The 13,970-nt window shown below is 68.8% G+C and carries 7 protein-coding genes and 2 pseudogenes; 6 read left to right on the top strand and 3 right to left on the bottom strand.

The window, feature by feature from the left end; all coding sequences use genetic code 11:
* Positions 1-7 precede the first annotated feature (7 nt).
* Positions 8-658 (bottom strand): isochorismatase family cysteine hydrolase, encoded by a 651-nt coding sequence (locus B085_RS0136680; protein WP_026251827.1) that lies wholly within the window; start codon positions 656-658, stop codon positions 8-10.
* 559 nt (positions 659-1,217) lie between these two features.
* Between B085_RS0136680 and B085_RS44945 the strand changes: the two genes are divergently transcribed.
* The 5 genes and pseudogenes from B085_RS44945 to B085_RS44935 form a co-directional block, all read left to right on the top strand.
* Positions 1,218-2,378, top strand: a complete 1,161-nt coding sequence (locus B085_RS44945; RefSeq protein WP_158689902.1) for a DUF6777 domain-containing protein — start codon at positions 1,218-1,220, stop codon at positions 2,376-2,378.
* A 72-nt stretch (positions 2,379-2,450) separates the two neighbouring features.
* Positions 2,451-4,619, top strand: coding sequence for a DUF4132 domain-containing protein (locus B085_RS46115; protein WP_051102254.1), 2,169 nt, complete (start codon positions 2,451-2,453; stop codon positions 4,617-4,619).
* Positions 4,556-4,951, top strand: a complete 396-nt coding sequence (locus B085_RS46110; RefSeq protein WP_051102253.1) for a hypothetical protein — start codon at positions 4,556-4,558, stop codon at positions 4,949-4,951. Before B085_RS46115 ends, B085_RS46110 begins: the two co-directional genes overlap by 64 nt.
* Positions 4,948-5,271 (top strand): hypothetical protein, encoded by a 324-nt coding sequence (locus B085_RS0136665; RefSeq protein ID WP_018563579.1) that lies wholly within the window; start codon positions 4,948-4,950, stop codon positions 5,269-5,271. The genes B085_RS46110 and B085_RS0136665 overlap by 4 nt, the downstream gene beginning before the upstream one ends.
* A gap of 40 nt (positions 5,272-5,311) precedes the next feature.
* Positions 5,312-5,713: pseudogene (locus B085_RS44935) on the top strand (DUF5994 family protein); the annotation flags it as partial.
* 1,328 nt (positions 5,714-7,041) lie between these two features.
* On the opposite strand, the gene B085_RS0136650 reads toward B085_RS44935, so the two are convergent.
* On the bottom strand, positions 7,042-7,617 hold the full coding sequence (locus B085_RS0136650) for a DUF5994 family protein (protein ID WP_026251826.1): 576 nt from the start codon (positions 7,615-7,617) through the stop codon (positions 7,042-7,044).
* Positions 7,618-8,111: 494 nt separating this feature from the next.
* Between B085_RS0136650 and B085_RS48985 the strand changes: the two are divergent.
* Positions 8,112-8,345 (top strand): annotated as a pseudogene (locus B085_RS48985) (site-specific integrase); the annotation flags it as partial.
* Between the two features lie 413 nt (positions 8,346-8,758).
* On the opposite strand, the gene B085_RS47835 reads toward B085_RS48985, so the two are convergent.
* Positions 8,759-13,498 (bottom strand): FtsK/SpoIIIE domain-containing protein, encoded by a 4,740-nt coding sequence (locus B085_RS47835; protein WP_158689901.1) that lies wholly within the window; start codon positions 13,496-13,498, stop codon positions 8,759-8,761.
* Positions 13,499-13,970: the final 472 nt, after the last annotated feature.

Here is a 13,970-nt window from a genome sequence, read left to right as displayed (position 1 = left end):
TCCGCCGCTACCGCCCCGCCCCGTACTCCTCGGGGCAGGGCGGGAGCACGTCGAGGAACTCCTGCGTGGTGAGGATGGCGTGGGCGTAGACCGGCGCGTTCACCTCGAAGGTCGCCTCCATCTCCGCCGGGCTGAAGGCGGCGATCGCGTCCCGTACCAGGGTCACGTGGTAGCCGAGTTCCTGGCCGAAGCGCGCCGTGGTGTCGATGCAGGTGTTGGCCCGCATCCCGATCAGCACGATCCGCGACACCCGGTGCTGCTTCAGCTGGAAGTCCAGGTCCGTGTTGGCGAAGCCGCTCGACGACCAGTGCTCGTGCACCCGGATCTCGCCGTCGACCGGCTGGAAGTCGGGATGGAACTCACCGCCCCAGGAGTCCCGAGCGAAGATCTGGCCCTTGACGCTCGCCTCCTGCGCGGGGGACAGGTGCTCCCAGTCCTGGTAGTCCCCCGGGGCCGTGCGGCGGTGCGCGACGAAGAACGTCCGGATACCGCGGGCCCGGGTGGCCGCGAGCACCTGCCGCATGTGGTCGAGCAGCCCCACCTGCTCGGCCACCGTTTTCGCGCGCGCCCACAGCTTTCCGCCGTCGGACAGGAAGTCGTTGTACGGGTCGATCAGCAAGAGGCCGGTGTTCGCGCTGGAGTATCCCACTGCTTCCATGTACCGATTCTCGTCCCGGCCCCGGGGGACCACCTGCGCAGCAGGTCAGAGCCGGTGCGGGCGGTCAAGCCACGAAAGGACGGGACATGACCCGCGATGTGCTCCGGTGTTCCCTGGCGGAGGGACTTTCGCGAATCCCCCACTGCCGAAACGCCCGTGAAACATCGAGCCGTTCCGGAATCCCGTGGCCTGTTCACTCCTCCCGGCGAGGGCGCACATAATGGGACGGGAGGGCGCACGGGAATCCACCTCACATTCCCGATGCCCTACGTCTGGGGAGAGTGCCGTGAGTTCCATACCTCCTCCGCCCGATCGCCCCGCCGGCCCTCCGTCCGGACCGCTGTCCGGCCGGCCGTCGGGAGAGCACCCGCCGGTGACACCGGGGCCCCCGCCCCCACCTCCCGGCCCCCCTCCACCGCCCGGACCACCCGGCCCCCCGGGCCCGCCGAGCGGCGCGGGGCGCGGCGGCGAGCCAGGAGAACCCGGCCGCCACCGCGGACCCCCCGCCCCGTGGTGGCGGGCCCGGCGCACCCTCCTCACCGCGGGCACCGCGATGGTCGTGGCGGTCGCGGTGATCTTCGCCTTCTCGTTCCTCGGCGGCACCAAGGGCGGCGGCGAGATCTTCCTCCAGAACGCCTCCGCCGCAGGCCCGGACCCCTTCACCCCCTCCACGGCGGGCGAGCCGGGAACCGCGGTCACCCCGACCATCACCCCCAACGAGTCCTCGGCCCCCGGCGGCACCCTCAAGGTCAGCGGAGCCCACCCGGGGCTCTACAGCGGCAAGCAGAACGAGGCCGCCTGCGACGTCGAGAGGCAGATCTCGTACCTCACCGGCGCCCCGGCCCGCGGCAAGGCCTTCGCCGAGACCCTCAAGGTCGAGCTGCAGGACCTCCCCGCGCATCTGCGCGCGCTGACGCCCGTTCAGCTGAACTGGGACACCCGTGTCACCAGCCACGGCTTCAAGGACGGCAGGGCCACGAACTACCAGGCGATCCTCCAGGCCGGGACCCCCGTCATGGTCGACAACCGCGGAGTCCCCGTCGTCCGCTGCACCTGCGGCAACCCGCTGAGCGCACCCGACGCCGTGGGCGGCACGCCGACGTACAGCGGCCGGCAGTGGGCGACCTTCCGCGCGGCGGGCCTGGTGGCGGTCGTCCCGTCCGACAAGCCGATGAAGACCCTGACGCTGTACGACCAGGACAGCAAGCGCTGGTTCGAGCGCCCCAGCGGCAAGGTCGAGGGCAAGCGCGACCACAAGGTCAAGCCCCCCGAGGGCCGGACCTCCGACTCCCAGGTGCCGGTGCTGCCGTCGCCCTCGACGGGCTCGCAGCTGGAACCGCCGGGGACGACGATGCCGCCGCCGGGCGAGGAGAAGAAACAGCAGGAGCAGCCGAAGGAGGAGCCCACGTCGCCCGGCACGCAGGAGCAGTCGCCGGAGAAGGGCAAGAAGGAGTCCCCCAAGAGCGAGGAGCCGAAGCAGGAGGAACCGAAGTCCCCGGAGCAGCCGAAGTCCCCGGAGCAGCCGAAGACGCCCGAGCAGCCCAAGCCCCCCGAGCAGCCCGAGAAGCCTCCCTCCGAGCCCCCGCAGCAGGAGCCCGTGCAGCCCGAACAGCCGCCTGCCCAGCCCAAGTCCTCCGGCGGCGACACGGGCGACCAGCCCCGGCAGCAGCCTCCCGCCCCGCCCAGGTCCCCCGCCGGACCGCCCCCCATGACCCGTTGACGCCCCGCCACCGACCGGCCCCGCCCCACCCGGAGCGGGGCCGTTGTCGGACCCGGCTGCCACCATTCCCGCATGCTGTACGACACCGTGCCGGCCGAAGCCCGCAGGAACGACGCGCTCGACGACGTACGATCCGGCGCCCTCGACCGCGCCCGGTGGCTTCTCGACCTCCTCGACCGCGGACGCGCGGAGTTCCGGCTCGCCTTCGGTACCCGCAAGCGGGAGTACCGGCGGCTGGAGGAGCTGCACGCGGGGATCCGCGCGGAGATCGACGAGGGCCTCGCGACCCGGTCCGACGACGAACTGCGCTCCGCCGCCCTGTCCCTGCTGCTGGTGGCCCGCCCGGACGGCTCCGGCGTGTGGCACTACCGCGACCGGGTCGCGTCGCTCATATCCCACCAACGCGGATGGACGTCCGACGAGGTCGCCGTCATGCTGCTGCGCGTCGGCGAGTACCGCGCGAGCCATTGGCTCGCGGAATCGCTGGGGGCGGTGCTCGACGCCGTCGACCGGCTCGACACCGACGGCCGCCGTGCGGTCACCCCGCACCTGCGCCAGGCGTACCGAAGGCTCACGGCCGCGGAAGTCGGCGCGGAGGCGTGTGGACAGCTCGGCCGGCGCCTGCGCGCGCTGCTGGCGGACGAGGACGCCGCCATGCCGGACGAGCTGATCCCCGCGGACGCCCTGTGGGCCGCCGCGCTGCGCGAGCACGCCGACACCGCGCCCACGCCCGAACTGGCCGCCCTCGTCCGGCACCTGGCGAGCCTGACGGGGCCGCGCCCGTCGCAGCGCTGGCGAAGGACCTGCCTGGCGCTGAGCGACGAGGCATCGGCGCGCGGCACGACGGCGGAGACGCTGCGGGCGCTCGCCGAGGACGCCCCGCTGTGCAGCAGGACGGACGGGGCGCCCACCCCCTGGCACGGCGACGGCTTCCACCTCCACTACGTCGTCGGGCAGAACGACGGCGACCTCGCGCGCGGCGTCGTCTGGGCCGCCTCGCTCACCGCCGGGCCGGCCACGGCCGGCCACCTCACCGCCCTCGCCCTGCGCACCGGCGGACCCGGATCCGACGTGATCGAGGACCTCAAGCTCGCGGGAGCGGCGATCAACGCGCTCGCCGGGATCGACGACCCCGCCGCGCTGGAGGACCTGTGGCGGCTGAAGACGAAGATCAAGCACCGGGCGCTCCTCAAGCAGCTCGACACCGCCCTGGCGACGGCCGCCGCACGGCAGGGCATCACTGCGGCACAGCTGATCGAGCGCAGCGTGCCCGGGCACGGCCTGTCCCCGGACGGCACCCTCGTCCGCGAACTGGCGGGCCACCGCGCCCGGGTGGCGATCGAAGACGCCGCCACCGTACGGCTCACCTTCACCGGCCCGGACGGACGGACGTCCCGTACGGCCCCCGCCGCGGTCAAGGCCCGGTGCGCGGACGAACTCGACGAGCTCAAGCTCCTGGCCAAGCAGGTACGGGCCACGCTGTCGGGAGAGCGGGCCCGCCTCGAAGCGCTGATGTCGGCCGGGCGCACCTGGCCGTACGAGGAATGGCGCCGCCACTACCGCGACCACCCCGTGACCGGCGTCCTCACCCGGGGCCTGATCTGGGAGGCACGGGACGCCCAGGGCGACTGGCACGCCGTGGCACCCATGAGCGAGCCACCGGGCGAGCCCTCGCACATCCGGCTGTGGCACCCGGTCCACGCGTCGCCGGACGCCATCGCCGCCTGGCGCGCCCATGTGGTCGCCGCCGGGCTGCGGCAGCCGTTCAAGCAGGCGTTCCGGGAGATCTACCTGCCGACCCCGGCGGAGGAGGAGACCGGCGTCTACTCCAACCGCTTCGCCGCGCACATCGTCGACTACCCGAGGCTGTACGCGCTGTTCAAGGAACGCGGCTGGCAGGCCGGCTTCCTCGGCAACTTCGACGGCGGCCACGACGGCCTGGCCCGAGGCGAGTTCGGCGACGGCGGGTGGCGCGCGTGCCTCCACCACGAGCCGGCCGGCTTCGACGCCGGCTACGCCCCGGACCACGCCGCGACCGACCAGGTCAGGTTCGAGCGCCGCGACGGCCGGCGCTGGCGGGAGGTCCCGCTGGCCGAAGTGCCGCCGCTGGTCTTCAGCGAGGCGATGCGCGACGTGGACCTCTTCGTGGGCGTCACCTCGATCGCCGCCGACCCGACGTGGACCGACCGGGGGAGGACCGGTACGACGCGTACTGGCGGTCCGCGTCCTTCGGGGAGCTGACGGCGAACGCGGAGATCCGCCGCGAGGCCCTGCGGCGCATCGTGCCGCGCCTGAGGATCGCCGACCGCTGCACCCTGGAGGGCCGCTACCTGACGGTCCGGGGGGATCTCACGACGTACCGGATCCACCTGGGCTCCGCGAACGTGCTGATGGCACCGGACGACGCGTACCTGTGCATCGTCCCCGCCCGGCGCAAGGCCGACCGAGGCGTCTTCCTCCCCTTCGAGGACGACCGGCTGGCGCTGATCCTGTCCAAGGCGGCGCTGCTGGCGGCGGACTCCCGGATCACCGACCCGACGATCCTCCGCCAGATCGAGCGAGCCGCCCGATGACCACGGTGACGTTCCAGGACGAGACGGCCGGGGGCGGACCCCTCACGGCCCTGGAGATCGGCGGCCTCCCGGACCGCATGACCGCCCGCGAGCTCCTCCACCTCCGCGTCCGGGAAGAGGTGACGCGACACAACGCGGACCCCACCGCCACGCCCCTCGACCAGCTGACGGAAGCCGCCCGCGCGGAACGCGCCTTCCTGTCGAACGCCTTCTTCGTCCTGACCCCCGCCCACCAGGTCACCGAGCTGGATGAAGTCATCGACCTCACGACGACCCCGACCCTGACCTTCCTCCGCCTCGTCCAGCTGGCCGGGGGCTGACCCCGGCCGCCGACCGGGGACGCGGGAGGCGGCGGGGGAAGACATCGCTGCGGAGCTTCCCAGCCCCCTGATCACCGAGTCGGTCCGTCATTTGGGCCCCATCACGCGTGTCGGCCTGGACGCGAGCGCCTGGGACGAACTCCCCACGCGCCTGACCATTGACGACCGTATTGTGAACATCGACTCCTTCCCCGTCGGCGACGACACGGTCCTGATCACCCGTGGCGACCGGGACCACTTCTCCCTGCTGGTGGTTCCGCCACAGGCAACTTCTGATGCCGCGCGCGCCGCGATGGCCAAGGCGGTAGAGGCCGGCAATGTCACGGGGGCCGAACAGATCCTCATTGACACAGGCACCAATCCGGATCGTCCGGGGCGCGCGGAGGATGCGGGCACGTCCGAGAACCCGACGATCCGACGTGACGGTGCGGCCGGGGCATGATCGTCGCTGGGCTTGTGTGACAGCCGGGTGATCAGGGATATCGTGAAGATATGTCGGTTTATGTCAAGCTTGTGCTTGAAGCGCGGTCGCCTGCGGAGCCCCCCCAGGGGCCCCTGGAGATGCAATACGAAGACAAGCCAGGGCTGGCGACGTACGAGTACGACGTGCACGCCAGCGGGGCCTTGCGGATCTTGCGCGTCTCTGAGAACACGCCGCACATCATTGAGGGATTTTTCGGGCCCGGCGCATGGCTGCAGGTCACGGGCACGTATCTCCGAACGGGCTCCCAGTACTGATCGGCGGTCGGTGCGCGTTCGACCGGGGCGCCCATACGCATAGAGATCGTGGCGTACCGGTGAACACAACGACCCCGGCGCATTCACACGCCAGGGTCGCCCTTCCAAACTGCCGCACGTGAGAGTGCGCCAGTCCACCCCACATTCTACTACTGCCGAATTCCCGACGCTGAGACACGATTACCGATAGAGCCACATCCCGCGCCTGCCGTACGTCCGGGCGCGCGCCGGTATGGCCGTATGGGTCCCGCCCACGGGGAACAACCCGAGCCCCGCGGACGAGGGTGCTGTCGCGGATCGCTCGGGTGACGCCGGGCGGGCCGGGTTCGCCCGCCCCAGCCGCCTGCCGGCCGCCCGATCGGGTACGGGCCGGTAAATCACCCCCAGGCGGTTGCCGGCGGCCAGTCGGCCCGGCGGGCCCGGGCGGTGTCCGCTCGCTTGAGGGCCTCCGCAGCCGCACAGCCCGTATCACCGCGGCTCGCCGCCGCGCGAGGCGGAGTCTCTCCCGCGTGCGGACGGCCGGTGGGGTCGGCGTCTCCCGTGCCCGCTCCGGACTGGAACGATTCCACGGTCAGCGGGGCCTGGGTGGTGTCGACCGGGAGGTGCAGGCGGGTGCCGCCGTCGGGGGATGCCGGGTAGCTGCGCTGTTCCGTACCCGGGCGAGCGCGGTCCGGGGCGGCGCCGTCCGGACGATGTGCGCCGCGCACGGCGGGCGGTCCGTGACGGTGACACGACGGGGCGAGGCCACCAGCCGTGCGGGTCGCTGGACACTCGCTGCCGTCGCGCCTGTGGTTCGCAGCCGACGACGGCTTCCGCCTCGCGGCTCTTCCTGAACCGTCCCGGCCGGTGAGTCAGCGGAATCGCCTGTGTCTTCCTCTGGGACGGCGACGGTCCGGCGACGGCGGTTCGGAAGGAGATCGCCGTAGCGGAAAGCGGCGATCCGCTGGTCATGGCGCTCGTTGAGCGCACGGATGAGGAAGGTACCCACGACGATCATCGCGACGAGCACGGCCAGGCCGACGAGGATGTTCATCACGCCCACATCCCCCCGGCGCGGCCCGGCATCATCGCGGCCGCATCGGCCACGGACGGAGTTCCGCCCTCCGACTCCCAGTCGGCTTCACCTCTGCGGTCGATGCCCATCGCGCGAAGGCGTTCGTCGTCCGCCATGAGACCGCTCGCGGTGAGCCGGCATCCGGGGTCGCCCGCGGCTGCCATCAGCCGGGTCGCTGCGGCCAGATCACATTCCGGCGGAATGACCAGCAGATCCAGACGGCCGGTGGTGTAGGAGAGCAGCAGCAGTTTGTTCGGGTCCTGTTCGGCGAACCACCCGACGTGGACGACATGTCCCGAGGCGGGCACCCTGTGCGGGATCACAGGCCAGAGCGAGGGGTGCACCGCGACTCGGGTCACCCGCGCCCAGCGGCGGTCCAATGTGTCGATCAGCGCCGGGAGTTCACGGGTGAGATCGCGAGAACGAGGCCACCAGGCTCCGTCCAGAAGACCCCGGGCGGCGCCGGCCGGCTTCAGTGCCAGCCGAGGCGGGGGCATCGGTGGTGAAGAATCCTGCCCATCAGCGACGAGCGGTCGATCGAGTACGACATCCATGACACGGACCTGACTCCGGGCGCGTTTTCCCGCTTGCCCGAGATGGTCGTTCGCCGGGAACGACACCGGCATGAGGGCCCGTGTGCGAAATGCTCCTGGTACTTCAACCGTACTCCGATGGGGACCCGACGGGGCCCCGGTTCACTCGCGGGTTTTCGAGGTCCGGGCGTCGGTGACCGCGATGAGCCCGTGGAGAAGCAGCTCCTCGACGGAGACGTGGTCCGGATCCGCCGTGGCGAGGGGCCGCTGGACCAGATCCCGAAGTACGAGAGCTTGGTCCCGGGGCAGCAGCCTCGGGTCCCGGTCTGTGTGGGCGGCCAGTGGCGTGACGGCGTGGCCTGGCACAAAGTCCGGTACCGCGACGGGCGGCACGCAGTCCAGGTGAAGGTGACGTTCCTGGAGGGCGACGGCTTCCCCGTCGTGTATTGGCGGAGTATTGGTGGAACCCGGATGCGATTCGGCTCGTCCGCTGATCGTCGGCCCGGGCCTGGTAGGAGGCCCGCCTGCCAGCGCTACCGCTGGCGGCATCGCCGCTCGCCCGGCGGCCCTACGACCTGCGGCACTCGGCGCTGTAGACGTGGCTGAACGCCGGCGTGGACGCCACCGAGGTCGCCGAACGGGCGGGCAACAGCGTGGAGGTGCTGCTGAGTCGGTACGCGAAGTGCATCGACGGCCGGCAGGAGGTCGCGAACCGCCGCATCGAGGACCTGCTGCGCGAGTACGAGTGACGATCCGCGGAATTCTGCGATCCTGGCCCCTTGACCTTTCCGGGGGCCTTCGCCGTTTTCAGGGGCTGACCTGGGCCGATGCTCCAAGATCCTGTCCACGTACTGTCCACAGACCCCGTCCTACGCCCACCTTCGGCGGCATACGGCTGCGCATACGCAAAGACCCCGCACTCAGCGTCTTGGCTGGTGGCGGGGTCTTTTGGCACCTCGTGCGAGGTGCCCCCGGCGGGATTCGAACCTGCGCACACGGCTCCGGAGGGCCCTTTACCAGGAGGCACAAGCGCTGGTCACGGCTTCGCAGCATCGCCTTGCGGCTTACCCGTCCACAGGTAGTCCACGTCTGTGAGATAGGGTGCCGCGTCACCGTGACCAGCTACAAAGAAGCACGCCGGAGGCGCGCGTGCACGGCTTGGCTACTCAGTGCGGCTGGTCCACCGCCTTACAGACAGGGAGACATCGCTTGGTTGGCAGTAAAAGCCCTGAAGCCGCTCTGTGAGGCCGCCGGCATCGAACAGTAGGTCTCCGCGGCCTCGGAGCGCTTCAGCGCCTGCCCGCCCGAGGATCGTCATCGAGTCTTGGGGGGCCTGGACCTTGAGCGCAACACGGGCTGTCAGGTTCGCCTTGATGTCTCCCGTGATGACCTGAACGCTTGGTCGTTGCGTCGCCAACACTAGATAGATGCCGAGCGCCCGAGCCATCTGGGCGAACCGCTTGATGTTCTGCAGAAACTCCTGACGCGTATTCCGGGGGAGAGAGTCGGCGAGGTCTGCGAACTCGTCGACCAGGACGACCATCTGCTGCAGCTCCTGGGGCTGACCGCCAGCTGCGTAGAAGTCGAGAGCGTTAAACACTTCGGCATCACGGAGGATGGAACGGCGATGCTGCAGTTCCCCTTCGAGCGTGGATGTGAGAATCTCGACTGCCTCATGGGGGTCCGTGACGATCCGATTGTTCAGCAGGTGCGGTAGCCCCTGGAAGGGCTCGAAATCTACGTGCTTTGGATCAATGATCAGCAGACTCAAGTCCCGGGGAGCGCGAACGCGAATCAACGAGCACAGGAGTGCCTGCAGCAGTACGCTCTTCCCGCTGCCGGTCGCTCCGGCCACTAGCAGGTGTGGCAGCCGTGCAAGGTCTGCTACACGGACCTCGCCGTCCGGGGCCACGCCTACCAAGAAGGGCAGCGCTCCTGGCTGAGCAGGTGCATCCAAGGCATGCTCGTAGTCGGCGTACCGAATGGTTTCAGGCCTGGACCTCGGGACGTCAAGAGTCACGTAATAGGGCTCTTGATCAATGAGCACACCCTCGGCTACACCTGCTTCCCTGCCTAGGTCGAGGGCGCGTCCCTGGAGCCCTGCGAGAGTCTGCTTGCCCAACAGGCGGGTCCGCAGCCTGATCACACCCGGTCCGACCTGGGCGAGATCAGGCCGGAAAGGTTCAACCGCCAGGCCGTATTTGGCCGCGGCAGCGTCCATTTCCCCTGCCACGCGCGCGATTTCCTGGTCCGCGGCGGAATCAGGTGTGAACCGGGGCGCGGCGGAATTGCCCGAGGCACGTTGTGTTGGTTCGAGGCGGGCCTCGCTGCTGGCGGTGCCGACTTCACCCAGGAAGTTGGGCGTCGTATGCGAAGCTGATCCATCCTCGATAGGTGCAGGGACCTCAGGGCCACTGGGCTGTGCCGGTTGTTGTGGGACCTCCTGCTTCCCTGGCGGCGGTGGACTAGAGGACGGCCACGAGGGGCGCCGCCAGTCGTCAGGGACGCTGACGCCGTGTCCTCGGGCGAGGGTCGCGACCGCAGGTCGGCCGAGTCGGAGGTAGTCGAGAGGAAGGCCGGCCCCTGGGAGGGTCCCCTGCCACACTGCAGAGGTGTTCTGCCCTTCGACGCTGATGAGAGCGCCCCTGCGGGGCGAGTCCCCCATCGTGTAGCTGAGGTCGAGCGAGAAGTCCCCGTTATACAGGGCGAGAAGTGCCAGCTCTACTTCCGAAGGTGGGATGTGTTCACCGAGTCCGAATGCATTCGCTCGCGCGGTTGCAGACCGCAGCAGGTCGCTGAGATCCCGGGCGCGAAAGGAGCGACCTGGGCCGTCTGTATTGAAGATGCGCTCGAGCCATTCGACGGTTCGTTCCAGCTGAGTACGCGCTTCGTCAAGACCGGGGACGCCGCTGGAGCGGTACTTGACCTCGATCAGGCGGGCGCTGATGCGCAGGTGGCCCGGACTGCCCAGTGGCAACCACATCTGCAGGAGATCGTCGCAAGCTGGTGCCGGCGGGCGGGGAAGGCCCTTCTTGGGCAGCGCGGCGAACAGCTCGTCGAGAGGGACGAGCAGCCCTGCGGTGCGCACCCCGCCGTCTTCGAGCAGCCCAAGGGTTCTGTCACCGCTTTCCAGGAGCGATACCGCAGCGATGGTGCCGACTCGCTCAGCTACATTGGCCGCACTGGCTCTGAGCAGGTCCAAGGACCACCTGCCGCTGGTGCCGTTCAGCAGTCTGAGGAACTCGTCCAGGGCTGCCCCGGGCGGCTCGCCTATCCCGGTTAGCGCGCGGGCCACGGCTTGGCGGTAAGGCTCGGTGCGTTTGGTCGCGGTGATGGCGTCGAGGCCTGGAGTACCGGGGTCGGGTTCTTCGTGGTGGACGAGGTATTTTGCGCTGGGACTCCCCGAGTGGTTGTTGAACGCTTCCAGACCCAAGAGCTGGTCTAGGTGCACAACCCAGACACTGCGGTCGTAGACGGCGGCCATGAAGTCGCGCTCGACGCGGGTCGTAGGCATGCTGGTCACCCCGGGCCGCATCAGGCCGCCGGACATGCCGCCCACCAGCTCCAACCCGCGCTGCATGAGGCTGAGTAGCACTTCGGTCGGCTTCGGCCCCTCGGACATCGCCACCGGGGCGGCGAAAGTCCCCCAGGAGAAGCTGCTCTCATTGGCCCCTGGGTGGGCTAGCCGTGCGGGACTCGTAGCGATGCCCCGGCTCCACGTCGAAGGAGCTCGGTCATTCATATCCACCTGGGTAGGTGTGCGCTGCAGGTTGCTGCGCATCACGAAAGTCAGATGTGTGAATCCATTGGCATCACCAGGCTTGACCAAGGTGATGCGCACACGGCTTCGGATATATTGATCGAGTTCACTGTCATTAGTCAGCAGCGACTCCAGTCCCGGGCGCTGGACGGTCTCGTCGCTTACCAGGGTGATATTAAAGTCAGGCTTTGGGGCATGCGGATCTTGCTGCGCGAGCTGATCCCGGAAGAATTCACGCAGTGCCCGGTGGACTTGTCTTCCGTCCCCGGGTTCGACGAAGGTGACAGAGATGCGCTGGCCCGGGTGCCTGTAGTCGGGGTACACCTTCAGGAAATGCTCCAGCCGTCGGCTAATGTGACGGTAGTCCGGGTCTGGCTGCACGCTTCCGGCTGGTGCTGCCTTGTAGCGGCGCCACAGGAGGGGCGCCTCGGTGGAGCATTCGTACCAGCTCCGTTCAACCGCTAGGACGGGCATCAGATGCCGCTGCGTGACTGAGCGGAGGTCGTCTCCCAGCACTTCACTTGCTCTCGACCGCCATCCTTCTAGCGTGTCCGACACCGCCAGCGCGAATGCAACAGTGACCGGGTTGGTAGGTGCGAGAAGGATTTCATCTGGTGCAGCACCGAAGACCGCGTCGCAGAGGACAAGCCTGCTGTGCTCAGGCTGGATCTGCGAATCGCGCGGGAGCTGATTCAATATTGCAGCGAATGCCGTGATGTAGGCTTCTGCGCTTCCACGGTGGTCCCCTGCCACGACAGCATGGACGCTCCCCTGGCCGTGTAGAGCTTCGAAGAACTCACGCCGGGCGTCGAGGAAGTCGCGGTACGCCTCCGCAGGCAGCGCCGACGTGTCCAGGCGCTCCAGGCGCGCGGGAGTCAGCGCTACGGAGCCGTCAGTCGATACCGCCTCGATGTTGTAGGCAAGCCATTCAGGGTGGTTAAGGATGGCGGATTCGAGGGCCAGGCCATCCAATGTGGACGTGAGCCGCTGCGAATTCAACGGGTAGTGGTCGGTTCCCACCTTCAGGCGACCGACACCGTAGCCAGTGGCACCCACGGCGGCCGTTCCCGCTGTCTTGGCTGCATGGAGCGCCGCATGCGCAACGCTCGGCTGCGCAGGCAGTGAAACCCTGGTCCCTGACGCGCCGCCGGGCTCGTCGTCGGTGTTCTCGTTTTCATCCTCGTCTTGTCCACCAGCCTGTCCCTCGTTACCGCTTTCGGGGAGGTCTGCGGGCCACTCATCCTCCGCTTCGCCAGTCACGTCGGCGTTCTCGCTAAAAAGCGGGATCGGGTGCCTGTCAGCGTAGAGGGAGCATCGTGCGATCCAGGGGCTCTCAGGGTCTGGCTTTTCCAAATCGCATGTGCCGACAGGTGTGCCTCCGGGGCGTACGGCGAGAACCGCGGGGACGCCTTCACATCGGAAAGCGGCGTTTGCCGGCTCGATCCGTAGGTCCTTCTCGACAGGGAACCATTCGCCGCGGCCGGTGTACACGGCCACGGGTAGCTGGTCGCCCCCAGGTACATGCACGACACCGAACGCCCAAGCTGCGCCAGGCTGCACGGTCACGTGCACTAGCCGCTGCTCAGCGTCCACGGGACATGGGGAGTGGGTGCCGTCGTGCCACTCCACCCGACTTTGTGCTGCGGGGCCCGGTTCACCTACCAGCCGTACGGAGAACGTACCGCCGCCCGGCAGCCATACGACAGCCGTGCTGCTACTGGTGATAGCTGCGCGGCCCCCGTTGATGCGGAGAGGTCGGGCGATCCCGAGCGGTGTCCTGGAAGGTCTGCGCTCTGGAAGGTGCGTGAGTGGGATCTTGGACCAGTCCAGTCCTCCGTAGGCGTCCCGGGCGGCGAGGACGACTTGAAGGGCAGGGTGCTCTGCGTTCCTGGCCCATCGGCCCATCTCGGCGCGGAGATCCTTGTCTGGAGCGGTCCACTCTTCCAGGCGCATGCGCCAGTCGATGTTCCGCTTGAGTCTGTCGGGATCCGCGGCGTCCTGGTGCGGGTCGGGGAGGTAGCAGCCGAGCTGGTGCAAGGCGGCACCGGCAGTGATCACGTTGTCACACTTCGCCAGCAGCGCAGCCGCCCCAGCCGTCTCCGGGACATATGGCAAGACCCTTTTGTCCTCGGCCGTCTCCACGGCCTGGAAGATGAGACGCTCTATGGCGGCTCCGCGAGCCGCTAGCTTGCACAAACCGGCTGGCGACAGTACCTCCTCGTTGGCCAGGTCCCGGCTTGCGGTGGTGACGGTATCGATGGGAGTGTCCGACAGGATTAGGAGTACGCGACTCCGCCCCTGTGTATCCAGCTGTACGTATTCATCACGCAGCCAGGCGGCGAAGCCGTCGCTGCCTGCATTCTCTGATTCAGCACCTACGAGGTAGGGAATGATCAGCGGTAGCCGAGGAGAGCCCTCGGCTCCCGGTGCCGGCAGTGCCTCAACGCTCCTGACCGTTACGGATACCGGAGCTGAGAATGCGAGCGTAGGCCCGGTCGAGCTTTGCCGCATCAAAGCTCGGTGTAGCTCTTGGGGGCTGATTCCCGCGGTGGTGCTCACATGCCATCGCGTGTCTTGAGTCTGCTTAGCAGCGAGCTCTCTCACGGCCTGGGCG

The sequence above is a fragment of the Streptomyces sp. BoleA5 genome, assembly GCF_000373665.1.
Taxonomy (GTDB): domain Bacteria; phylum Actinomycetota; class Actinomycetes; order Streptomycetales; family Streptomycetaceae; genus Actinacidiphila.
This window is presented reverse-complemented; position numbering and strand designations above follow the sequence as displayed.